The sequence below is a fragment of the Alcanivorax sp. REN37 genome (assembly GCF_041102775.1).
In the GTDB taxonomy this organism is placed as follows: Bacteria; Pseudomonadota; Gammaproteobacteria; order Pseudomonadales; family Alcanivoracaceae; genus Isoalcanivorax; species Isoalcanivorax beigongshangi.
The window spans coordinates 184,842-207,784 of the sequence record NZ_JBGCUO010000001.1 but is presented as its reverse complement, the minus strand read 5'-3'; the positions used below and the strand labels follow the sequence as shown (position 1 = coordinate 207,784).

Here is a 22,943-nt window from a genome sequence, read left to right as displayed (position 1 = left end):
CATGTCCCCGACCCTGTCTCTCGCACAGCACCTGGCGCTGGCCGCCACCGGCCTGTTCTTCCTTAATGGCTTGCTCACCGGGGTGTGGAAATACGCCCAGATGCGCGGCGGCGACCACGCGCACTACTACGTCAACATCGCCCACCGCACCAGTTTGATGTACGCCTTTGCCTGCCTGCTGCTCGAGCGCTTCGCCGCACTTTCCGCTTGGAGTGCACCGGTGAATACCGCCGCGGTGATCGCCAGCGTGGCGTTCTTTGCGATGGCGGTGGTGACCTACATGGTGCACGGCTTCCTCGGCGACACCGAAAACCAGTTGGAGCGCCCGCACAAGCTCGGTCGCGCCACACTGCCGAACCTGCTGATCACCGGCTTCATGGTGGCACTGATCATTGCCGAGATTGGCGGCTTCCTGGTGCTGTTGGCCGGCGCCGGACGCGGGCTCGGCTGGTTCTGACACGGTAGCGCTTGCAGCAGGCGGCGGCCCTGCCCTATCATTCGAGAATTATTCTCATTTGATAACAAGACCCGTTCTGGACCTGCCGCCACTGTGACCGTTGCCGCCCCCTGCCTGCATCGTCTCTACCAGGATCACAGCCCTTGGCTGCTGGGCTGGTTGCACCGTCGTGTTAACGACGGTGCCGACGCCGCCGATCTGCTGCACGACACCTATCTGCGACTGATCACCAGTGGCCGATTGCCGGACAGCGACTGTCCGGAGCAATCGCGGGCGTTCTTGATGCAAATCGCCAAAGGGCTGGTGATCGACCTGCACCGACGTCGGCGGCTGGAACGGGCTTATCTGGAGTCACTGGCCCAACTGCCCGCCGCCTGTGTGCCGAGCGAGGAACAACGGGCACTGGTGCTCGATACCCTGACCCGCGTTGACGCAGCACTGGACCGCCTGCGACCGCGCACCCGCAGCGTGTTTCTGCTGTCACGCTTTGAACACCTCACCTATGCCCAGATCAGCGCGCGCTTAGACGTCTCGGTGGCCACCGTGCGCCAAGACATGCTGCGCGCCACCACCGCCTGTTTGCTGGCACTGGCCGCGTGAGCGCCCTGGGCAACGAACTGGCCGCCTTTGCACAGCGCCACGGCGTGCCGCTGGCGGCGTTGAAAACGGCGCTGGCGTGGCGGGTAACACTGTGGGACCAGGGCGACCCGGCACCGCCGGCGGCACTGAAGGACTGGCTAGCGGCGGCAGAAAGTCACCGCCGCGCCTGGCACCTGCTTGACCACTTGGATGCCATGGCGGCGTTGCCGGACGACAGCGCCAAAGCGCTGCTGGAGCAACCTGACGCCGGGCGGCGCCGGCTGCTGTCGCTGGTGCTGCTGGCCGGTGCCGCCGGCCTCACCGGCGCCACCTTCAGCCACACGCCGTGGCTCAGTCACCAGTTGGCCGACCTGCATACCCCGGTGGGGCAGCGGCGCGAACACCTGCTCGCCGACGGCAGTCGGTTGCTGCTCAACACCGCCAGCGCAGTGGCACTGCCGCGCGCCGATCGACCGCTGCGGCTGTACCCCGGCAGTGAGCTGCTGCTCACGGTGCCCAACACGGTACGTGACTACCGCATGGTGCAGACTCCGGATCAGCTGGTCGCAGCGGCCGCAGGCCGCCTCTGGCTGCGTCACCAGCGCCATGGCCTGACGGTGGCGGCGCTGGATCGCGACGCGCAACTGTTCCGCAGTGGCCGCGCGCAACCTCTCAGCGCGGGTCGCCAGTACTTGGTGCGCGCTGACGGCCTGCGTGAACTGCCGCTATCTGATAGCGCATTAGCGTGGACCCACGGCCAACTGGTGGTGCAGCACTGGACGCTGGGCGAAGTACTGGCCGAGCTGCGCCGCTACCACAACGGCCGCCTCGACTGCGCACCGGAACTGGCCACACGCACACTCAGCGCCAGCCTCGATCTGCACCATACCGGGCAGGCACTGGAGGCGTTGGCAGAGGCGCTCGATTTGCGCGTGCAATGGCGCACCCGGTTCTGGGCGCGGTTGGTGGCGGCATGAGCGGTAAAAAAAATCTCATCAAACAGGTAGCACTTTTTGCTGCGGGTTCGGGAAGGAAGTGAACGCCTTGATTCATTACCTTCAGGACCTTGCCATGATCCGCTCGACCTTGCTTGTCACCAGCATCGCGCTGGCGGCCCTGCCCGTTGGCGCCCTAGCTGCGCCGCGTCACTACGACATTCCTGCCGGCGACCTGGCCGCCACCCTGACCCGCTTTGCCGGCGAAACCGGCATCACGTTGATTGCCGATGACCGTCTCACCGCCGGCAAGGCCAGCGCTGGCCTGCGCGGCGACTTTGACGCCGAGGACGGCCTGCGGGCATTGCTGGCCGGCACTGGGCTGCGGCTGGTGGCGTTGTCCAGTGGCGGTTTCCGACTTGAGGCCGCAGCGGCCGCCAGCACCACCAGCACTACCGCACTGGCACCGGTGACGGTCACCACCGCCGCCGGCTTCGAGCAGGTGGTGAGCCGCGCACCAGCCAGTATTTCAGTGATCACCCGTGAGCAATTGCAGCGCCGCCCGGTCACCGATTTCACCGATGTGGTGCGCGACATTCCCGGCGCGTCGATCACCAACGGCGAAGGCCGCAACGTCGATATCAGCCTGCGCGGCATGCCACCGGGCTACACCCTGATCCTGATTGACGGCAAACGGCAGAACCTCAACGGCATCGCCCGGCGCGGCAACAACAACGTGCGCCAGAGCTTCATGCCGCCGGCGTCCGCCATCGAGCGCATTGAGGTGATCCGCGGGCCGATGTCGACCTTGTACGGCGCCGATGCCATGGGCGGCGTGATCAACGTGATCACCAAAAAGGGCAGCCCGCAGTGGAACGGCGAAGTCTCCGCCGACTACCTTGCCCAAGATGATTCCAAGTTCGGCAACGCACGTGGCATGAGCGCTTATTTCAACGGCCCGCTGATCGCCGATCAGCTCGGCCTGCAACTGAGCGCCCGCGAGCAGTTCCGCGATGAGGACCGAGTGCCGCGCGGCCAGCCGGAACGCATCAACCGCAACCTCACTGGCCGGCTGTGGTATACGCCGACGCCTGATCACGACTTCACCTTTGAAGCGACCCGCGAGAAATTCGAGATGAATGCGTGGGTTACCGGCCGCTCGCCGGGCAGCCTATGGGAACAACGCACCGAGCGCACCAGTTGGTCGCTGGCGCACACCGGCCGCTGGGCACTGGGCAGCAGTGACCTGGTGTTTCAAAAGGAAGACGCCGAGAAAGACAACATCAAGGCCGACAACTGGACGCTGGATGCCAAATTCCTGGCGCCTTGGAGTGGCTGGGGCAATCACCTGACCACCTTCGGTACCCAGCTCACCCGCAACAAGGTCGACAGCTGGAACCTGCAATCCGTGGGTGGCGGCGTCATCGATGTGATCGAACAGAAAAACCAGGCGCTGTTTATCGAGGACGAATGGGGGCTGCTGCCCGATGTGAGTGCCACCCTCGGCGTGCGCTTCGATGACCCGGACGATTTCTCCAGCCACGTCAGCCCACGCGCCTACCTGGTGTGGAGCCCGATGCCGCAATTAACGCTGAAGGGCGGCGTCGCCACCGGCTTCAAAGCACCGCAGGCGGACTATGTGGCGCCGGGCCTGATCACTGAGAGCAGCAACGTCACCACCGGCGTGGTGTCTTACACCTACGCCAATTCCGACCTGAAACCGGAAACCAGCACCAACTACGAAATCGGCGCCATCTGGGAAGGCGACAGCGGCGTCAACGTCTCGCTGACCCTGTTCCGCACCGAATACGACGACAAGCTCAGTACCAACAGCTTTGAAGTGTTCAAGGATGACGGCAGCCCCAGCAGCGGGCCGATGGACCCGGCCGGGCTGTGCCAACCGGCGGCCGGCCAGTACGGCTGCATCTGGAGCGAACGCATCAACGTCGACAAGGCGCGCACCGAAGGGGTGGAGCTGACGCTGCAAACGCCACTGGTGGACCGGTGGAGCCTGACCACCAGCTACACCTACTTGGAGTCCGAGCAGCGCAGCGGCCCCGACAAGGGCCTGCCGCTGTCCGGCGCGCCGCGTCACAAACTGGTCAACACCCTCGACTGGCAGGCCACCGAGCGCGTCAACCTGTGGCTCAGCCACAGCCTGCGCAGCGCCCTGCGCATGAGCAACCGCCCGGCACCGGCCTGTTTCGGCAGCGGCAGTTGTCCGTCACTGGCGATGCTGGATCTGGGCGGCACGGTGCGCGTGGATGACCGCCTGAGCTTCAACCTCGGGCTCTACAATCTCACCAACAAATCTTGGTGGGATTACGACACCCGCGGCAGCGTCGAAGACGGCCGCCGTTACTACGTGCGCGCCACCTATGCCTTCTAAGCGCCACACCACACGCGGGGCCGCTGCAGCGGCCCCGCGTTTCACCCCGGCCCACGCCACTGGCGTCGGTACCAAGGACCCTGATTGATATGGCGTTCTCCGTTCCCATTCCGGACCGCGCGCGGCCGGTGCTGGCCATGCTCTGGCGCATCCTGCTGGCCACCGCCGGCGCCTACGCCGTGGCCAGTCTCTTCGCCGCCGCGTGCAGCCTGTTGCCATGGCTAACGCGAGCCGACCAAGTACTGGCCGCCACCATGCTGGCATTCGTGCTGCACTGCGCGCTGGTGATTGCGGTGTTCCACGCCCACACCCTGGTGCGCGCGACGCTGGTGTGCGTGGTGCCGGCAGTGCTGCTCAGCGCCCTGCTGTACGGGGTGCGCCCATGAGTCAGCCACGGGGATTTCGCCAAACCAATGCCTGGCTGCACACCTGGATCGGGCTGCTGCCCGGTTGGCTGCTGTATGCGGTATTCCTAACCGGCACCATCAGCTTTTTCCACGAGGAGCTGACGGTGTGGATGAAACCGGAGCTGCACCATTCAGTGGCGCAGCCGGATACCGCAGCGCGCGCGCTGGCAGCCATGAGCGAGCGGGCACCGGATGCCGCGCTGTGGCAGATCCAGTTGCCCAGCGAACGCAGCCCGGTGGTGCAAGTGCGCTGGTACGCCCCGGGTGAACCGATGGGCCGTGGCAGCGGCCAGTCGCTGACGCTGGATGCCGCCACTATGGAACCGCTGACCGCCCGCGAGACCCGCGGCGGCCATCTGCTCTACCGCTTCCACTTCGAGCTGTACGGGCTGCCGCGCATTGAGGCGCGCTGGGCGGTAGCGCTAGCGACCATGGCGATGTTCATTGCCCTCATCACCGGCGTCATTACCCACAAAAAAATCTTCAAGGATTTCTTCACCTTCCGCCCGCGCAAGGGGCAGCGTTCGTGGCTTGATGCGCACAACGCGCTGGCGGTATTGGCGTTGCCGTTCCACCTGATGATCACCTTCAGCGGACTGCTGTTGTTCATGTTCCTGCTGATGCCCTGGGGCATGGATCTGGCCTATGACGGCGACCGCCGCGCCTTCTTCAACGACACTCGCAGCGGCCGCATGATGGCGCCACCGCCGGCCGCCACGGACGCCGCGCCGGCGCCACTGGCAGCACTGGCGCCGATGCTGGCCGCCGCTGAAGCGCAGTGGCCACGCGGGGTGGGCAGCATCCAAGTCAGCCAGCCGCTGCGCAGTGATGCGCGCATCACACTGCGCGAACATGGCGCCGCCTCGCTGCGCGATCGCGGCAACAGCCGCCAGCTGCAATTCGATGGCGTCAGCGGCGAGCCGGTGCCAATGGACAGCCCGCAAATGCCATCCATCACCAGCCAGATCTACAACGTGTTCACCAGCCTGCACTTGATCCGCTTTGGTGACACCACGCTGCGCTGGCTGATGTTCATCAGCGGCGTGCTCGGCACGCTGATGATTGCCACCGGCATGGTGCTGTGGGTGGTGAAACGACTACCGCAGCGGCGCAAGCAGGGCCGCACGCCGCTCGGCCACCATCTGGTGGAAAGCCTCAACATCGCCACGTTGGTGGGCCTGCCGTTGGCGATCGGCGTCTACCTGTGGGCCAACCGGCTGCTGCCGGCCGGGCTCGCCGGGCGCGGCGACTGGGAGATCAACGCCCTGTTCGGTGCTTGGGCGCTGTGTCTGCTGCATCCACTGCTGCTGCGCAACTATCGCCGCGCTTGGCAGCAACAATTGCTGCTGTGCGGCGTGCTGCTGCTCACCGCACCGCTGGCCGGCGTGATCGGCGGTGGTCACCTGTTCAGCCACATCGGCCGCGGCCACGGTTTGCTGCTGGCCACCGACCTGACACTGATCGCCAGCGGCCTGGCATTCCTGTTCGCCGCCCACCTGTATCGTCGGAGAAGCGCATGAAGCTGTTGTTGTGTTGGTGTCTGGCGGCAGCTGGCTTCATTGCCCTGAGCCTGCCGCTTGGCCGCCATGCGCAAAATGCACTGGGCCGGCCGCTGTCTGTCGGCCAAGGGCGGTTGTTGCGCGTTGTCGGTGCGCTGGCGATTGCACTGGCAACGGTGCCGGCAATGCAGCACTGGGGAATATCGGTGGGATTGGCGGTGTGGAGCTTGGTCATTACCGGCGCTGCATTGCTGCCGATGGCATTGCTGACCTACCGACCGCGCGCCTTGGCCCCCACTGGCTGGGGGCACGGTTTGGCGGCGGCTGTTTTGTGGCTGCTGGCCTGAACCGGCGAGCCATAACTAGCTCAAATGGTCAGCCATACTGGGCGATTTTCTCGGCAAGCTTTTCCAACTCACCACGGTAACCTCGCGCACTCGCACGCACCCGCTCTTTGACAGAACGGTAGTCGCCTGCATTAGACGTATTTTCCCAGCGCTCGTAGCGTTGCAGTGCAGCATCACATTCCTGCAGCAATGCCGAGTAAGCCATGATCTGGCCGGAAAGACCGGAGAGTTCCATGTTCTTCTTAAACTGGGCATCACTTATCCGGCTGTCTCGCTCCTGCAAAATCAGAGCGTATATCACACCGGCAAAAGCCAGACCGGAAAACAGCGCGTTCACCGCACCGAACATGTCCCCGAACGCACCGGCGTCCTCCGGCCAGGGAAAAAAGTAGCGCATGACCGGAATGGAAAACGCCCAAATCAAAGCAATTGTGGCCAACATGGCTAACAAAACCGTTTTTCTCATTGCTCCTCCTCTGAGCAAACCTCTCCTAGTACCACGCTAAGCGCAGCAATTTACAGCACCTCCAACCGCGCGTACTGCGCTACCAACCATTTGCTGCCGGCATCGTCGAAGTTGATTTGCAGCCGGGCGTTGGGCCCGGCACCTTCGAAGTGCAAGATGGTGCCTTCGCCAAATTTCGGGTGCAGCACCCGCTGGCCGAGCCGATAGCCGGCCACTTCCTCATCCCGCAGCGCACTGCTTGATACCGGCGCCGGGCGGCCAAAGTTGCCGCGCAGGCGTACTTCTTCCACCAGCTCAGCGGGAATCTCGCGCAGGAAGCGCGACGGCGCCTGTGGCTTGGTGTCGCCATACAAGCGGCGCGATTCGGCCCAGGTCAGGTACAGCTGGTGCATGGCACGGGTGATGCCGACGTAGCACAGCCGCCGCTCTTCTTCCAAACGTCCCGGATCTTCCGACGACATCTGGTGCGGGAACAGCCCTTCTTCCATGCCGGCCAAGAACACTACCGGGAATTCCAGTCCCTTGGCCGAGTGCAGCGTCATCATCTGCACCGCGTCGTCATGCTCGCCAGCTTGGCGCTCGCCCGCTTCCAGCGCTGCGTGGTCGAGGAAGGCGGTGAGCACGTCGCCGCTGTCTTCCACGTCTTCGTCGCCGAACTGCTGGGTGGCGGTGATCAGTTCCTGCAAGTTCTCCACCCGTTGCTGGCCTTTCTCACCCTTTTCATTGGCGTGGAATTCCAGCAGCCCGGAGGCGTGCAGCACGTGCTCGGTGCGGTCAGCGAGGCTCATGCCGTCGGTATCACGCGCCATCGAGGTGATCAGGTTAAGGAACCCGGCCAGCGCGCTGGCCGCGCGCCCCGGCAAGCTGCCGTCGGTGACCAGCCCCTGCGCTGCTTGCCACAGGCTGCTGTCAGCCAGCCGAGCGCGCTCGCGCACCAGCTCCAGGGTTTTGTCGCCGATGCCCCGAGTGGGCGTATTCACCACCCGTTCGAATGCGGCATCGGCGTCGCGGTGCAGCAGCAACCGCAGGTAGCTAAGCGCATTACGGATTTCCAACCGCTCGAAGAAGCGCTGGCCGCCGTAAATGCGGTAAGCGATGCCGGCCTGCAGCAATGCTTCTTCCAGCACCCGCGACTGCGCGTTGGAGCGGTACAGAATCGCCATTTCACGGCGGGCGTAACCGGCGTCCTGCTGCGCCTGAATGCGGGCAGCGATAAAGCGTGCTTCGTCCACCTCGTTGAAGGCGGCATAGACACGGATCGGCTCGCCTTCCTTGTCCTCGGTCCACAGTTCCTTGCCAAGGCGGTCGCTGTTGTAGCGGATCACCGCGTTGGCGGCCTGCAAGATAGTGGCGGTGGAGCGGTAGTTCTGTTCCAAGCGGATGGTGCGCAGGCCGTTGTAGTCCTGCGCTAGCTTGTGGATGTTCTCAATGCGCGCGCCGCGCCAGCCGTAGATCGACTGGTCATCGTCACCGACGATGGTCACCGAGGTGCCGGCGCCGGTGAGCAGTTGCAGCCAGGCATATTGGATGCTGTTGGTGTCCTGGAATTCGTCCACCAGGATGTGGCGGAAGCGCTGCTGGTAGTGGGCGCACAGCTCTCGGTCGTCGCGCAGCAGCTCCAACGCGCGCAGCAGCAGCTCGTTGAAATCCACCAAACCGCCACGTTCGCAGGCGCGCTCGTACTCTTCATAGATGCGTTGCTGGGTGCGCAGGAACGGGTCGATGCCCGGCTCCAGATGGCGCGCCCGCAGCCCCTCATCTTTCTGGCTGTTGATGAACCACTGCGCTTGGCGCGCCGGCCAGCGGCTTTCATCCAACTCTAGATCGCGGATCACGCGCTTGATGATGCGCTGTTGGTCGTCGTTGTCGAGGATGGTGAAACCTTCCGGCAGCTTGGCCTCTTTCCAATGGGTGCGCAGCAGCCGGTGAGCAATGCCGTGGAAGGTGCCCACCCACATGCCGGAGCTCGGCATCGACAGCAATTGCTCGATGCGCCCACGCATTTCGGCAGCCGCTTTGTTGGTGAAGGTCACCGCCAGAATGCTATAGGGCGACATCTGCCCGGTGGTCACCAGAAAGGCGATACGGTGCACCAGCACACGGGTTTTGCCGGAGCCGGCCCCGGCCAGCACCAGTACATAGGGATCACTGGCCGCCACGGCATCGCGCTGGGCAGCATTGAGTCCATCGAGGAGTTCGGTCACGTCAGTCATGGGGCAGGGATTCTAGCGACTTTGCTGCTGGCCGTCGCGGACTGTACCGGGTCTTGATCCAGTGCAAGTCCACGGCGGTTTACGCTTGCTGTCCCCCCAGCCCGACTACCAAACTTCCGCCCTCGGTTGCGCAATCCATACAGTCGGGGGACACAGCAGCGGTTTTACTGACCGGCAGCCCCCGCTACACTGCGGCTCATCGCCCACCAGTACCTCCATACCAATAAACAGGGCGAACGATCCGTTTTCCTCTGGGGAGCATCCTTTGGCTTCTGTGTATTCTCCGCCCCGTCCCGTTGAGCACGTTTCACCTGCCAGCCTGGCGCGCCTGTGGGTGCGTGCGCTGCCACTCTTGAGTCTGACCGAACTGTTGGTTGCCACCGTACTGGTGTCGCTGTATGTCAGCGCCGCGCCGCGCGGCGTGCTGCTGATGCTGTTGCCACTGAGCGCCGGCCTGTGCCTGCGCGGACTGGCGCTGGTGCGGCTGAAACGCATCGGCCTTGCCGGTCCGGCATCACGCCCCGGCAAGCTGCTGGCGATGACCAGCCTGCTGCTGACCGCCGGCAGCTTCGCGCTGGTGCCGTGGCTGTTCAGCCCCGGCGCCGATCTGCTGGATCCGCAGTTGGTGGTGCGCAACGGCGTGCTACTGGCCATGACCCTGGGGCTGACGGTGATGGCGGTGGTCTGCCTCGCCGGCCGAAGACTGCTGGCACTCGGCTACGTGGCGCTGGTGCTCGGCTCGATGGCCGCCCACCTGGCGCTGTGCGACCCGCAGGGCCGGCCACTGGCCGGCGGCCTGCTGCTGTTTCTGCTGTTCTTGGTGCTGGCCAGCCAGCGGCTGGCACAGTTCAGCCTGCGCATGTTGCAGTACCAGCACCGCAACGAAGCACTGATCCACTATCTGGAAACCGCCCGCGCCGACGCCGAAGCGCTGAACAGCAAGCTGGCGTTGGAGATCATCGAGCGCCAGCAAGCCCGCCAGCGCTTGCAGGACTCCCGCAACCAGTTGGAAACCATGGTGCAGGAACGCACCCACGCGCTAGAGGCCACCAACCGCCGCCTGCAACTGGCGCTGGATGCCAGCCACATTTGTCTGTGGGACTGGGACCTGAGCCGGGCGACCATGGTGCATGTGAACCTGGCGCGCCTGCTCGGCCACCCGGACTGCAAAGAGCCGGAGCTGGCCCAGCAACTGCTCGATCACATCCACCCCAACGACCTGCCGGACATGCGCTGCGCCATCGTGCGTCATCTCAAGGGGCAGGCCAGCGACTACCGCGCGGTGTTCCGCATGCGCCACGCCGACGGCCAATGGCGCTGGATGCAGGACGAAGGCCAGGTGGTGGAGCGCAGTGCTGACGGCCGCGCCCAGCGCATGATCGGCACCCGCCGCGACATCAGCGACGATCGTGCTGCGCGCGAGCAACTTCGGTTGTCGGCCACGGTGTTCGAGCAGGCGTCAGAAGCGATTTTCATCCTCGACCGCCACTTCCGCTTCCTCAATATCAACGACATGTTCCTGCGCACCACCGGCCTCACCCGCGACGCCGTGCTCGGCCGCCCGGTACTGGAAGTGAGCCAATCCCAAGACATCGTCAGCCAGTACCACAGCATCGCCCACACCTTGCAGCAGGAAGGTCTGTGGATGGGCGAACTGCAGGAACGCCGCCGCAACGGCGAACCGCTGCCACAGTGGCTGCAGGTGTCCGCGGTGTATGACGAACAAGGCACGCTGACTCACTATGTCGGCCTGTTCACCGACCTCACCGCGCGCAAGGAAGTGGAGCAGCGGGTGCAGTTTCTGTCCAACTACGACCGCCTCACCGGCTTTGCCAACCGCAGCCAATTCCGCGAACGGCTGCAACGGCAGCTGACGCTGTCACGCCTCAACCGCCAGCCGCTGGCGCTACTGCACATCGACCTCGACCGCTTCCGCCCGATCAACGATTCGCTCGGTTATGAAGTCGGCGACCAGCTGCTCAAACTTACCGCCGACCGCCTGCGCGACTGCGGCTTCAACGAGGAGCAGCTGGCCCGCATCGCCAGCGACGAATTCACGCTGATGCTGTCTGACACCGGCGCCGGGGTGGCGCTGGACAACCTGTGCCAACTGATCCTCGGCACCCTGCGCCGGCCCTATCAAGTTGGCCCGCACGAGTTGCTGCTGGGCGCCAGTGTCGGCGTCAGCCTGTTCCCCGATACCGCCCACGATGCCCAAGCACTGGTGAACCAGGCCGACTTGGCCATGCACCAGGCCAAACGCGCCGGTGGCAATGCGTGGCGCGTATATGTGCCGGAAATGCGCGCGGCCTCATTGGAGCAATTGGAGCTGGAAACCAGCCTGCGCAAAGCCATCTTCCGTGATGAGCTGGTGGTGCATTACCAGCCGAAAATGGACATCGCCACCAGCCGCATTATCTCCGCCGAAGCGCTGGTGCGCTGGCAACATCCGCAGCTGGGACTGCTCAGCCCGCAGCAGTTCATTCCGCTGGCGGAGGAAACCGGCCTCATCTGCGCCATTGGTGAACGGGTGCTGGAGCATGCCTGCCGCCAAGCCTTCAGCTGGCACCAGGACGGCCACGGCCCAATTCGGGTGTCGGTGAACCTGTCTGCGCATCAAGTGCGCAAAGGCAATGTGCTGGAGATGGTGGAACGCGTGCTGGCCGACACCGGCCTGCCGCCGACGCTGCTGGAGCTGGAGCTGACCGAAAGCCTGCTGATGGAAGACTTGGACAGCCACACCACCCTGATGAGCGCGCTGCGCAGCCAGGGTATCTCGCTGTCATTGGACGATTTCGGCACCGGTTATTCGTCGCTCAGCTACTTGAAGCGGTTCCCGATCGACACGCTCAAGATCGACCGCACCTTCATTACCGAGCTGGAACACAGCGCCACCGATGCCGCCATCACCCGCGCCATCATCGACATGGCCCACAGCCTCGACCTGAAAGTGGTGGCAGAGGGGGTGGAAACCGCCACCCACCTGCGCATCCTCACCGATATGGGCTGCGACGCCATCCAGGGCTTCCTGCTCAGTCGGCCAGTACCGGCAGAGCAGTTCGAAACCCTACTGGCAGCGCAGGCGCCGAGCGTTCACGAGTCTTGTTCGGACTGATAACAACAGGCCCCGCACTGCGGGGCCTGTTGTTTACTGCGTCACGGCGCTAGACCAAATCCAACAACAGCGACGCAATCGAGAAGTAGATCAGCACCCCACTGACGTCGGCGATGGTGGTAATCAGCGGCGTACTGGCGGTGGCCGGGTCGAAACGCAGTTTGCTGAGCAGGAACGGCAGCCCCATGCCGATCAGACTGCCGACCATCACCACGATAATCATGGTCAGCGCCACCACCATCGCCACATCGACGCCGGCGCGGAAGATACCCACTACCATCACCGCTGCGGCCATGGTTAAGCCCAGCGCCATGGCCACGAAAATTTCCCGCCCCAGCAGCCGCGCCCAGTCCTTGCCGGTCACATCGCCGGTGGCCATGCCGCGCACCATCAGGGTGGCAGACTGGGAGCCGGCGTTGCCGGCACTGGCCACCAGCAGCGGCATAAAGAACAGCAGCGCCACGTGGGCGGCAATCATGTCCTCGAACAGCGCGATGCCGGCACCGGTGAAAATGTTGGCGAACACCAGCACCACCAACCAATGCACCCGCGAACGGTACAGCGACCACGGCGACACCTCGGCGAACGAGCCGTCCAACTTGCCGACGGTGGCGCCCTTGTGCATGTCCTCGGTGGCCTCGGCTTCAGCCACGTCCATAGCGTCATCGTAGGTGACGATGCCGACCAGGGTGTCGTCGTGGTTGAGGATCGGCAGCGCCAGCAAGTCATAGCGTGAGATGCGCTTGGCCACCTCTTCCTGGGTGTCGTCGGTGCGCGCGAAGATCACGTCGCGCTTCATCAGCTCGTCGACGCGGGTATCCGGCTGCGCCAGGATCAGTTCGCGCAGCGACACGGTGCCGAGCAGCAGGTGGGCGCTGTCGACCACGAACGCCAAGTAGATGGTTTCCTTGTCCGGCGCGGTCAGCCGCAGCGTGCGCAGCGCCTCACGCACCGTCATGCCGGTGTGGATGCTGGCGTAGTCGGTGGTCATCACCGACCCGGCCGAACCTTCCTCGTAGCTGGCCAGCCGGCGCATGTCCTCGCGTTCCTTGCGCGCCAGCCGCATGTAGAGGTTGCGGCGCATGTCTTCGTCGAGCGCTTTGAACAAGTCAGCGCGTTCGTCCGCCGGCATCAGCGTCATGGTTTCCGCCAGCACTTCGATCGGCAGGTGTTCGGCCAGCTGCTGTTGGCGGTGCAAGGTGAGGTAACCGAAGGTGTCGGCGCGGCGCTGCAAGGGCAGCGCCATCAGCAATTCGATGCGGTGACGGTTGTCGTCAGCATGCTCAATGAAGTCCGCCAGGTCCGCCGGAATCTGATCCGCCAGCCGCGCCACCAACGTGTCGCGATCCTGCTCATGCAGCGCGGTTTCGACAATACCTCGGAGGTCATCATGGGTCATGGCACGGCTCCTGCGCACACTCTGGTGCGGAGCAGGGCCATGGGCGCGGCAGCGCCGCAGGGCAGACCACTACTCCAGCAGCAGATGGACGACGTGGATAAGATGGTTCAATCGACTGGACGGGTCCATGGATAAGGGCGTCAGCTTCGGCGGCTGCACCTTAAAGTAAACCCGCGTACCGAGGCAACCGCCGCCCGGTGACAGCCGCCGATTTTTCATTTCGTTTTATGTCGTTCCATCAGCGCCGCCGACGGCGCGGTGATGTGCTGCACCACCGGGTCGTCCAGGTTCCAACCGCCGCCGAGCGCCGCCGCCAGCGTCAGACTGGCCAGCAGTTGGTCGCGCTCCAACGCCAGTGCGCTGCGGCGGGCGTCGAGGGTGGTGGTCTGCGCCGACGCCACTTCAATGAAACTCACCAAGCCGGAGGCATAGCGGCGGTTCACCACCCGTTCGTTGTCTTCCGCCAGCGTCACCAACGCCGCTTGGTCATCAGCCTTACGGCGCAGCAGCGCCACTTCCGCGAGCGCGGTTTCCACGTCGCGCAGGCCTTCCAATACCGCCTGCCGATAACCGGCCACTTGGGCGTCATAGTCAGCCAAGGCGGTTTCTTTCTGTGCCCGCCGCAGGCCGCCATCGAACAGTGTCTGCGCCAGCGACGGCCCCAGCGACCACACCCGTGCCGGGGCGTTGAACAGGTCTTCGATGCGCTCACCGACCAGCGCGCCACTGGCGTTCAAGGTCAGGTTCGGCAGCCAGGCCGCTTGCGCCACGCCGATGCGGGCATTGGCGGCCGCCACCTGGCGCTCCGCAGCAACCACATCTGGACGGCGAGCAATCAGCACTGCCGGCAGGCTCGGCGGCAGCGACGGCAGCGACGGCAGCGATGGCAGCTGCTCGGCCGCGGCGAGACTGAAAGCGCTCGGCACCTCCCCCAGCAACACCGCTAGCGCAGCTTCTTGGGCGGCACGCCGCCGCGCCAAGTCGTGGACTTGGGTTTGCAGCGACTGGCGCTGGGTTTGGGCCTGGATTACATCAGAACGGGCGGCGACACCGGCTTGGTATTGGCGCTCGGTAAGGCTCACCGACTTGGCGTAGGCCGCCAGCGACGCCTCCAGCAGCGCTTGTTCCTGATCGAGACTGCGCAGCTGCACATAGGCGTCCGCCACCGCTAACTGCACCGCCAACCGGGCACCGGCCAGCTCGGCAGCGCTGGCATCGCGCTGGGCGGTGCCGGCTTCCACCTGGCGCCGCACCTGGCCCCACAGGTCCGGCATCCAGCGCACCGCCAGACTGGCGCGAGAGTCCCAGGCGGCGCCCTCGCCGGCGGTGCCGGCGCGGGTGGTGGCAACGGTGCCGTCCACGGTCGGGCGCCCGGCGGCACCGGCTTGGCGCAGCGCCGCTTCGGCGCCGCGATAACGCGCTTCCGCCTGCGCCAGCGTCTGGTTGGCGCCGGTGGCTTGATCCACTAGCGCGGTGAGGGTGGCGTCCTCGAACGCTTCCCACCAGCGCCCCTGCGCCAGCCACGGCTGCTCCGGTACCGGCTGCCAGCCGTCGTTGTGGCGCCACGCCTCGGCGCTGGCGGCTTCCGGGGTGTGGTAATCCGGGCCGACCATGCAACCGGCCAGGCCGAACAGCACCACAGCGGGGACAAGGTTACGCAGTTTCATGGTCAGACTCCGCGGCAGCACGGCGGCGCAGGCTCCACTGCCGCAACCGCTCCAAGTAGAAATACACCACCGGCGTGGTGAACAAGGTCAAGAACTGGCTGACCGCCAAGCCGCCCATGATGGCGATGCCCAGCGGCCGGCGCATTTCGGCGCCGTCACCAAAGCCCATGACCAGCGGCAGGGCGCCAAGCAGGCCAGCGAGGTTGGTCATCAGGATCGGCCGCAGCCGCAGCCGCGCCGCTTCGCGAATGGCGGCCAACGGCGTCAGCCCCTGTTCACGCTGGGCGGCTAGCGCGAAGTCGATCATCAAGATCGCGTTTTTCATCACGATGCCAATCAGCAAGAACAGCCCCAGCAGCGCAATCAGGCTGAACGGGGTACCGGTCAATTGCAGCGCTGCCAAGGCACCGACTCCGGCCGGCGGCAAGGTGGATAGAATCGTGAGCGGGTGCAAGGTGCTCTCGTAAAGGATGCCGAGCACAAAAAACACCGCCAGCAGCACCGACAGCAGCAACATCGGCTGGCTCATATTGGCGCTGAAATCCGGGCGGCCGCTGCCGTCGGCAATGAACACCGAGGACGGCATCATCAGTTCAGCGGTGACGCGCTGGATGGCGGCTTCCGCCTGTTCCGCCGTCACCCCCGGCGCCAGCGCATAACCGATGCCTTCGGCGGCAAACTGGCCATCGTGACGGACACGGTCATTGGCCTGGCCGTAATCCCAGCGCGCAAAGCTGGCCAGCGGCACGCGGCGGCCATCGCTGGCCAGCACTTCCAGTTTTTCCAATACCGACGGCTGCTCGGTGTAAGCCGGCAGCACTTCCATCACCACCCGGTACTGGTTCAGCTCGTCATAGAGCGTGGCCACCTGGCGCTGGGAAAACGAGTTGCTCAGCACTGAGGCGATGGTGGCCATATCGACACCCAGCCGCGCCGCTTCCTCGCGGTCGATGTCGAGCACCATCTGGCGCGTGCCTTCATTGTTGCGGCCGCTGACATCGGTCAGCTCCGGCATCGCTTCCATGGCATCGGTGAGGCGCATTGCCCACTGGCGCAGGTCCTTCAATGAGTCGGAACGCAACACCACTTCGAAATCGCTGCGGCTGAACGGACCGCTGAGATAAATATCCTGGTCCACCATCATGAACATGCGCCCGCCGGGCACTTGTGGTGCCGCCTCGCGCAGCCGCTCCACTACCTGCTGGGCGCTGACACCACGCTCGCTGAGTGGCTTCAGGTTGATGGTGAGCTGGGCGTTGGTGAGGCCGCCGCTGCCGCCGCTGGTGCCGGTCACATCGGCCACCGCCGGATCAGCCAGAATCAGTTGCCGGAACGCCTCGATCTTCGGCTGCATCACTTGGAACGAGAAACCGTCGTCGCCGCGCACGAAACCGCGGATCTGGCCGGTGTCTTGCTGCGGCAAGGTGCTCTTCGGCACCGCGATGAACAGGTAGACACTGCCGGCCATTACTCCGGCCAGCGCGATCAGCATCAACCGCCGGTGGCGCAGTGCCCAATCCAGCGCCACCGTGTACACCGCCAGCAGGCTGTCGAACCGGTGGCCATGGCCACGCTCCGCCGGCGGCGTCGGTCGCAGCCACAGCGCCGCCAGCGCCGGTGTCAGTGACAGCGACACCGCCAACGAGATCACCATCGCCGCCGCCAGCGTGATGGAGAATTCGCGGAACAGCTTTTCCACCACCCCGCCCATGAACAGGATCGACACGAACACCACCACCAGCGCCAAGTTCATCGCCAGTAATGTGAAGCCCACTTCGCGGGTGCCCACCAGCGCCGCCTGCAGTGGCGGCGTGCCACGGTCGAGATGGCGTTGGATGTTCTCCAGCACCACGATGGCGTCGTCCACCACCAGCCCGGCGGCGATGATCAGCGCCAACAGCGACAGGTTGTTGAGCGAGAAGCCCTGAAAATACATCACCACTGCCGCACCGATCAGCGACACCGGGATCGCCAGCGACGGAATCAGCGCGGTGCGCAAGCGGCCGAGAAACGCCCACACCACCAGCACCACCAGCACAATCGCCACCAGCAGCGTGTACTGCGCATCCAGCAAGCCGGCGCGGATGCCCGGCGAGCGGTCCATGATCACTGCCAGCTCGGCATCCGGCGGCAGCAACGCGCGCAGGCGCGGCAGTTCTTCATGCAGCCGGTCGATGGTGGCCACCATGTTGGCGTCCGGCTGGCGGTTGACGGTGAGGATCACCGCCGGCTGACGGTTGTGAAAACCGCTGCTGTAGCGGTCTTCCACCGAGGCGGTCACCAGTGCCACATCACCGAGCCGTACCAACACGCCGTCGCGCTCGCGCACCACCAGTTCGCGGTACTCATCCGCCTCGCGCAGTGGATCGGAGGTGCGCACTTCCCAGCGGTGGCTGCGGCTTTCCACCATGCCCAGCGGCCGTAGCGCGTTGGCCTGGCTGATGGCACGGCGCACTTCATCGAGTGACAAACCGGCGTGGATCAACGCCGCCGGGTCCAGCTGCACCCGCACCGCCGGCAGCGACGCCCCGGAAATATTCACTTCGCCGACGCCGCCCACCTGCGCCAGTTTCTGGCCGATGATCGACGCTGCCAGGTCATACAGCTCACCGGGCGACAGGTTCGGCGAGCTGAGCGCCAAACCCATGATCGGCGCCTGCGAGGGGTTCACCTTGAAATACTGCGGATGGCCGGGCATGCCAGACGGCAATTGGTCGCGGGCGACGTTGATGGCAGCCTGCACCGCCCGCGCCGCTTCGTTGATGTCCCGGTCGAGATCGAATTGCAGCACGATCTGGGTGCTGCCCTGGTTGCTGCTGGAGCTGATGCTCTGCACCCCAGCAATGCTGCCGAGCGCGCGCTCTAACGGCGTGGCAACGGTGGACGCCATGCTTTCCGGGCTGGCGCCCGGCAGGTTGGCGTAGACCACGATCACCGGAAAATCCACCTGCGGCAGCGGCGATACCGGCAGCAGCCGCCAGCACAGCAGCCCAGACAGCACCAACGCCAGTGCCAGCAGCACCGACGCAATCGGCCGGCGAATCAGCGCGGCCACCAGATTCATGGTTGCAGCTCGGCGCTGGGGGCCGGCTTCGGCACCAGCCGATCAAACAGCAGGTACACCACCGGCGTGGTGAACAGCGTCAACACCTGGCTCACCAGCAGCCCGCCCACCATCACCAATCCCAGTGGTTGGCGCAGTTCAGCGCCGGAACCGCTGGCCAGCATCAACGGCACCGCACCAAACAGCGCCGCCAGCGTGGTCATCAAGATCGGCCGGAAACGCATCAGCGCAGCGCGGTGGATGGCGTCACGCGGCGACATCCCTTGGTGGCGCTGCGCATCCAGCGCGAAGTCCACCATCATGATGCCGTTCTTCTTCACCAGTCCGATCAGCAGCACCACCCCGATCACTGCAATCATGTCGAACGGCCGCCCGGTCACCAGCAGCGCCAACAGCGCACCCACCGCCGCCGACGGCAGCGTGGAGAGAATGGTGATCGGGTGAATGGTGCTCTCGTAAAGCACGCCGAGCACGATGTACATGGTCACCACCGCCGCCAGAATCAGCCACAGGGTGTTGGACAGCGAGGCGCGGAACGACTCCGCCGCGCCTTGGTAGCGGCTTTCCACTTCCAGCGGCATGTCCAGCTGTTGCTGCACCGCGTCGATGGCACGCACCGCCTGCCCCAGCGACACCTTCGGCGCCAAGTTGAACGACACCGTCACCGATGGGAACTGGCCCTGATGGTTGACCACCAACGCCGCCGGCCGCTGGGTGACGGTGGCCACCGACGCCAGTGGGATCGGTGTGCCGTCGCGGCTGCGCAGGTAGATCTGTTGCAGTGCATCCAGCCCAGTGGCCTGCTCCGGCGCCACTTCCAGCACCACCCGGTATTGGGTGGCTTGGGTAAACAGCGTGGCAATCTGGCGCTGGCCAAAGGCGTTCTGCAGGGTGTTGGCCACGGTGCTGACATCCACGCCGAGGCGTGCGGCGGCATCGCGGTCGATGTCGACGTAGGCCTGCAGCCCTTTTTGTTGCAGATCGGTGGCGACATCGGCCAGCTCCGGCTGCTGCTGCAGCGCATCCACCAGCACCGGCACCCACTCCGCCAGCAGCGCGCTGGACGGCGCGGTGAGCGTGAACAGGTACTGGGTGCGGCTGACGCGGTCCTCAATGCTGAGCTCTTGCACCGGCTGGAACCAAGCGCGGATACCGCTGACTGCTGCTGCGCGCTCACGCAGCCGAGTCATCACCGCCTGTACCCCTTCGCTGCGTTCAGCATGGGGCGGCAGGTTGATCAGCATGCGGCCGCTGTTGAGGGTGGTGTTGGTGCCATCGACGCCGATAAACGACGACAGGCTGCTGACCGCGTCGTCTTCCAGCAGCACCGCCGCCAGCGCTTGCTGGCGCTCCGCCATGGCCACGAACGAGGTGGTTTGCGGGCCTTCGGTGACCACCTGGATCACACCGCTGTCCTGCACCGGGAAGAAGTCCTTCTGCACCATCAGGTACAGCAACGCGGTCAACGCCAGCGTGACCAACATTGCCAGCAGCGCCCAGCGTTGATGGTCGAGCACCCAATCCAACGCCTCGCCGTAGCGGCGGATCATGCGCTCGCTCCAGCTGTTGGGATCCGCCTGCGGCGGCAACCGTTTCAGCAGGCGCGCGCTCATCATCGGCGTCAGCGTCAGCGACACCACCAGCGACAGCCCAATCGCCACCGCCAGCGTCACCGCGAATTCATGGAACAGCCGGCCCACCACATCGCCCATGAACAGCAGCGGAATCAGCACTGCCACCAGCGATACCGTCAGCGACACCAGGGTGAAACCGATCTCTTTGGCGCCCACCAGCGCCGCCTGCATCGGCGACGCGCCTTGCTCACGGTGACGGGCAATGTTTTCCAGCATCACGATGGCGTCATCGACCACAAAGCCGGTGGCAATGGTGAGCGCCATCAGCGACAGGTTGTTGATCGAATAACCGGCCAAGTACATGAACGCAAAGGTGCCGACCAACGATAGCGGCACGGCCACGCTGGGGATTACGGTGGCCGAGGCGGTGCGCAGGAATACGAAAGTCACCAGCACCACCAAGCCGATGGCGAACAGCAATTCGCGCTGCACATCGCGCACCGCCGAACGGATGCTTTCGGTGCGGTCGGTGAGCACCCGCACATCCACCGAGGCCGGCAAGGTGGCGGTGAGCTGCGGCAGCAGGGCTTTTACCTGGTCAGCAACGTCAATCACGTTGGCGCCGGGCTGGCGCTGGATATTGACCAGCACCGCCGGCTGGGTGTCGGCCCAGGCGGCGAGGAAACGGTCTTCGGCGTCTTCGCGGATCTCGGCCACATCGCCGAGCCGCAGCGGCGCGTTGCCGGCCCAGCTGAGGATCAGCTTGCGGTAGTCGGCCACCGATTGGATCTGGTCGTTGGCGTCCAACATGGTGGAGCGGAACGGGCCATCGAAGCTGCCTTTCGGCTGGTTGACGTTGGTGGCGACGATGGCGCTGCGCACGTCATCCAACGTCAGGCTTTGCGCTGCCAGCGCCGCGGCGTTGACCTGCACCCGCAGCGCCGGCCGCTGGCCGCCGGCAAGGCTGACCATGCCGACACCGGGCAGCTGCGCCAACTTCTGCGCCATGCGGGTATCAACCAAATCGTGCACATGGGGCAGCGGCAGGCTTTCCGAGGTCACCGCCAGCGTCAGGATCGGCGCATCGGCGGGGTTCACCTTGCGGTAGATCGGCGGTGACGGCAGGTCCGACGGCAGCAGGCTGTCCGCGGTATTGAGCGCTGCCTGCACCTCCTGCTCGGCCACACCGAGGTTTACATCCAGCCCGAATTGCAGCGTGATCACCGAAGCACCGCCGGAGCTGGTGGACGACATCTGCTTGAGTCCGGGTATCTTGCCGAGGTTGCGTTCCAGCGGCGCGGTGATGGTGCGCGCGGTCACATCCGGGCCAGCACCGGGGTGGAAGGTGAACACCTGGATGATCGGGTAATCCACCTGTGGCAGCGCCGCCACCGGCAACAGTCGCCACGCCAGCAGACCGGCCACCAGCAACGCCAGCATCAGCAGCGAGGTGGCCACTGGCCGCAGGATGAACGGGCGCGAGAAACTGCTCATTGACGGGCCCGGCGGCCGCTGCGGGCAGGTGCGTCCTCACTGGTTTCAGTCGGCACCGCATCCACGTTGACCGCTTCCGGCGCGCCATCGGTGACCACCACCGGGGCACCGTCGCGCAGTCGGTCGATGCCTTCCAGCACCACCTGTTCGCCTTCTTCCAGACCACTCAACACCGCCACCCGCTCGCCGTCCACCGGACCGAGGCCGATGAAGCGCAATGCCACTTTGCCGTCGTGCTCGACATACACATAGGTGCCGCGCGAGCCGTACTGCACCGCATCGGAGGGAATGGTGAGGGTGTCATCCAGGGTGCGCAGGAACAGCCGCACGTTAACGAATTGGTTGGGGAACAGCGCGTCATCGTCGTTGCTGAATTCGGCTTTCAGTTTCAGCGTGCCGGTGGCGGTGTCGATCTGGTTATCGAACGTGGTCAGGGTGCCACGCGCCAGCACCGTTTGGTCGTTGCGCGCCACCGCCTCTACCACCAGCGGCTGAGCACCCAGTGCGTCACGCAGCGCCTGCAATTGGGTTTCCGGCACGGTGAACAGCACGTTGATGGGGCGGGTCTGGGTCAGCGTCACCAGCGCGGTGCTGTCATTGGCGCCGACCAGGTTGCCCGGGTCCAACGCGCGCAGACCAACGCGTCCAGCCACTGGCGCGGTGATGCGCGTCCACGACAGCTGCAGACGGGCATCATCAATCTGGGCCTGGTTGGTCTGAGCGGCAGCGCGCAGCTGCGCCACCAGCGCGCGCTGCTCGGTGAGCGTCTGGCGAGCAATGGCATCGTCCTTGAACAGCTCTTCATAGAGCGCCAAGTCTTGTTCGGCATTCTGCAGTTGGGCTTGGTTCTGCCGCGCTTGGCCTTCGGCTTGCGCCAGCTGTACTTGGTAGGGACGCGGGTCGATTTCAGCGAGCAGGTCGCCGGCGGCCACTTCGGCGCCTTCCTCGAACGCCAGCCGCACCAGCTCGCCCGCCACGCGGCTGCGCACTTGCACGGTATTGAGCGGGGTGACGGTGCCAATCGCTTTTACCTGCACCGACAGTGGGCCACGTTCCACCGGCACCACGCGCACCACCGCCGGCTGTCCGAACAGACCGCGGGACGGCGCCGTGGCCGCCTTCGGCGTGCGCATCAGCACCCAGAGGATGGCGCCGACCAACAGCACAAACACCAAGCCCCACACCAAGGCGGCGCGAGACAGACGGGCAGAAGCAGGTTGCGACATCCAGGATTTCCCCACGGCAACGGCGCGGGCCGTGCCCCGGGCCGAACAATGATAAACAGTGCCGCATTGTAGGAAGTGGCTTCCTTACGCGGCAACTGCGCGGTGGGGGAAT

General features: G+C 65.1%; 15 protein-coding genes. 8 read left to right on the top strand and 7 right to left on the bottom strand.

Features of this window, described 5'->3' with window-relative positions:
* Nucleotide 1: 1 nt before the first annotated feature.
* The 7 genes from AB5I84_RS00885 (at nucleotide 2) to AB5I84_RS00855 (ending at nucleotide 6,613) form a co-directional block, all read left to right on the top strand.
* Nucleotides 2-457: a hypothetical protein gene (locus tag AB5I84_RS00885; protein ID WP_369453944.1), complete on the top strand. Its 456-nt coding sequence runs from the start codon at nucleotides 2-4 to the stop codon at nucleotides 455-457.
* 93 nt (nucleotides 458-550) lie between these two features.
* A complete protein-coding gene (locus tag AB5I84_RS00880; protein WP_369453943.1) occupies nucleotides 551-1,057 on the top strand; it encodes a sigma-70 family RNA polymerase sigma factor in 507 nt (168 codons plus the stop codon).
* The gene (locus tag AB5I84_RS00875; protein WP_369453942.1) at nucleotides 1,054-2,013 is read left to right on the top strand and encodes a FecR family protein; all 960 of its coding nucleotides are present in this window, start codon (nucleotides 1,054-1,056) and stop codon (nucleotides 2,011-2,013) included. The genes AB5I84_RS00880 and AB5I84_RS00875 overlap by 4 nt, the downstream gene beginning before the upstream one ends.
* Before the next feature lie 94 nt (nucleotides 2,014-2,107).
* Nucleotides 2,108-4,360, top strand: a complete 2,253-nt coding sequence (locus tag AB5I84_RS00870; RefSeq protein WP_369453941.1) for a TonB-dependent receptor domain-containing protein — start codon at nucleotides 2,108-2,110, stop codon at nucleotides 4,358-4,360.
* Between the two features lie 89 nt (nucleotides 4,361-4,449).
* The gene (locus AB5I84_RS00865) at nucleotides 4,450-4,746 is read left to right on the top strand and encodes a hypothetical protein (protein WP_369453940.1); all 297 of its coding nucleotides are present in this window, start codon (nucleotides 4,450-4,452) and stop codon (nucleotides 4,744-4,746) included.
* Complete coding sequence (locus AB5I84_RS00860; protein WP_369453939.1) at nucleotides 4,743-6,287, top strand: PepSY-associated TM helix domain-containing protein; 1,545 nt, start codon at nucleotides 4,743-4,745, stop codon at nucleotides 6,285-6,287. The genes AB5I84_RS00865 and AB5I84_RS00860 overlap by 4 nt, the downstream gene beginning before the upstream one ends.
* On the top strand, nucleotides 6,284-6,613 hold the full coding sequence (locus AB5I84_RS00855; RefSeq protein WP_369453938.1) for a DUF3325 domain-containing protein: 330 nt from the start codon (nucleotides 6,284-6,286) through the stop codon (nucleotides 6,611-6,613). The genes AB5I84_RS00860 and AB5I84_RS00855 overlap by 4 nt, the downstream gene beginning before the upstream one ends.
* A 28-nt stretch (nucleotides 6,614-6,641) precedes the next feature.
* Here the strand turns inward: AB5I84_RS00855 and AB5I84_RS00850 are convergent, their stop codons facing one another.
* Both AB5I84_RS00850 and uvrD read right to left on the bottom strand, forming a co-directional pair.
* Nucleotides 6,642-7,079: a hypothetical protein gene (locus tag AB5I84_RS00850; RefSeq protein ID WP_369453937.1), complete on the bottom strand. Its 438-nt coding sequence runs from the start codon at nucleotides 7,077-7,079 to the stop codon at nucleotides 6,642-6,644.
* 50 nt (nucleotides 7,080-7,129) lie between these two features.
* Complete coding sequence (gene uvrD / locus AB5I84_RS00845; RefSeq protein WP_369453936.1) at nucleotides 7,130-9,292, bottom strand: DNA helicase II; 2,163 nt, start codon at nucleotides 9,290-9,292, stop codon at nucleotides 7,130-7,132.
* Nucleotides 9,293-9,644: 352 nt separating this feature from the next.
* Between uvrD and AB5I84_RS00840 the strand changes: the two genes are divergently transcribed.
* Nucleotides 9,645-12,407 carry a putative bifunctional diguanylate cyclase/phosphodiesterase gene (locus tag AB5I84_RS00840; RefSeq protein ID WP_369453935.1) on the top strand — a complete coding sequence of 921 codons (2,763 nt, stop codon included), beginning with the start codon at nucleotides 9,645-9,647 and terminating at the stop codon, nucleotides 12,405-12,407.
* 49 nt (nucleotides 12,408-12,456) lie between these two features.
* Here AB5I84_RS00840 and mgtE read toward each other — a convergent pair whose 3' ends face one another.
* The 5 genes from mgtE to AB5I84_RS00815 form a co-directional block, all read right to left on the bottom strand.
* A complete protein-coding gene (gene mgtE / locus AB5I84_RS00835) occupies nucleotides 12,457-13,806 on the bottom strand; it encodes a magnesium transporter (protein ID WP_369453934.1) in 1,350 nt (449 codons plus the stop codon).
* 215 nt (nucleotides 13,807-14,021) lie between these two features.
* Nucleotides 14,022-15,473: an efflux transporter outer membrane subunit gene (locus AB5I84_RS00830; protein WP_369453933.1), complete on the bottom strand. Its 1,452-nt coding sequence runs from the start codon at nucleotides 15,471-15,473 to the stop codon at nucleotides 14,022-14,024.
* On the bottom strand, nucleotides 15,460-18,537 hold the full coding sequence (locus AB5I84_RS00825; protein WP_369453932.1) for an efflux RND transporter permease subunit: 3,078 nt from the start codon (nucleotides 18,535-18,537) through the stop codon (nucleotides 15,460-15,462). Before AB5I84_RS00825 ends, AB5I84_RS00830 begins: the two co-directional genes overlap by 14 nt.
* Nucleotides 18,534-21,605: a multidrug efflux RND transporter permease subunit gene (locus tag AB5I84_RS00820; protein ID WP_369453931.1), complete on the bottom strand. Its 3,072-nt coding sequence runs from the start codon at nucleotides 21,603-21,605 to the stop codon at nucleotides 18,534-18,536. Before AB5I84_RS00820 ends, AB5I84_RS00825 begins: the two co-directional genes overlap by 4 nt.
* Nucleotides 21,602-22,831, bottom strand: coding sequence for an efflux RND transporter periplasmic adaptor subunit (locus tag AB5I84_RS00815; RefSeq protein WP_369453930.1), 1,230 nt, complete (start codon nucleotides 22,829-22,831; stop codon nucleotides 21,602-21,604). The genes AB5I84_RS00820 and AB5I84_RS00815 overlap by 4 nt, the downstream gene beginning before the upstream one ends.
* Between the last annotated feature and the right edge of the window lie 112 nt (nucleotides 22,832-22,943).

Excerpts from the sequence above, each read along its gene's own strand:
- AB5I84_RS00885 (WP_369453944.1), top strand. The coding sequence starts at position 2 with ATGTCCCCGACCCTGTCTCTCGCACAGCACCTGGCGCTGGCCGCCACC.
- AB5I84_RS00870 (WP_369453941.1), top strand. The coding sequence starts at position 2,108 with ATGATCCGCTCGACCTTGCTTGTCACCAGCATCGCGCTGGCGGCCCTG.
- AB5I84_RS00865 (WP_369453940.1), top strand. The coding sequence starts at position 4,450 with ATGGCGTTCTCCGTTCCCATTCCGGACCGCGCGCGGCCGGTGCTGGCC.
- AB5I84_RS00860 (WP_369453939.1), top strand. The coding sequence starts at position 4,743 with ATGAGTCAGCCACGGGGATTTCGCCAAACCAATGCCTGGCTGCACACC.
- AB5I84_RS00855 (WP_369453938.1), top strand. The coding sequence starts at position 6,284 with ATGAAGCTGTTGTTGTGTTGGTGTCTGGCGGCAGCTGGCTTCATTGCC.
- AB5I84_RS00850 (WP_369453937.1), bottom strand. The coding sequence starts at position 7,079 with ATGAGAAAAACGGTTTTGTTAGCCATGTTGGCCACAATTGCTTTGATT.
- uvrD (WP_369453936.1), bottom strand. The coding sequence starts at position 9,292 with ATGACTGACGTGACCGAACTCCTCGATGGACTCAATGCTGCCCAGCGC.
- mgtE (WP_369453934.1), bottom strand. The coding sequence starts at position 13,806 with ATGACCCATGATGACCTCCGAGGTATTGTCGAAACCGCGCTGCATGAG.
- AB5I84_RS00830 (WP_369453933.1), bottom strand. The coding sequence starts at position 15,473 with ATGAAACTGCGTAACCTTGTCCCCGCTGTGGTGCTGTTCGGCCTGGCC.
- AB5I84_RS00825 (WP_369453932.1), bottom strand. The coding sequence starts at position 18,537 with ATGAATCTGGTGGCCGCGCTGATTCGCCGGCCGATTGCGTCGGTGCTG.
- AB5I84_RS00820 (WP_369453931.1), bottom strand. The coding sequence starts at position 21,605 with ATGAGCAGTTTCTCGCGCCCGTTCATCCTGCGGCCAGTGGCCACCTCG.
- AB5I84_RS00815 (WP_369453930.1), bottom strand. The coding sequence starts at position 22,831 with ATGTCGCAACCTGCTTCTGCCCGTCTGTCTCGCGCCGCCTTGGTGTGG.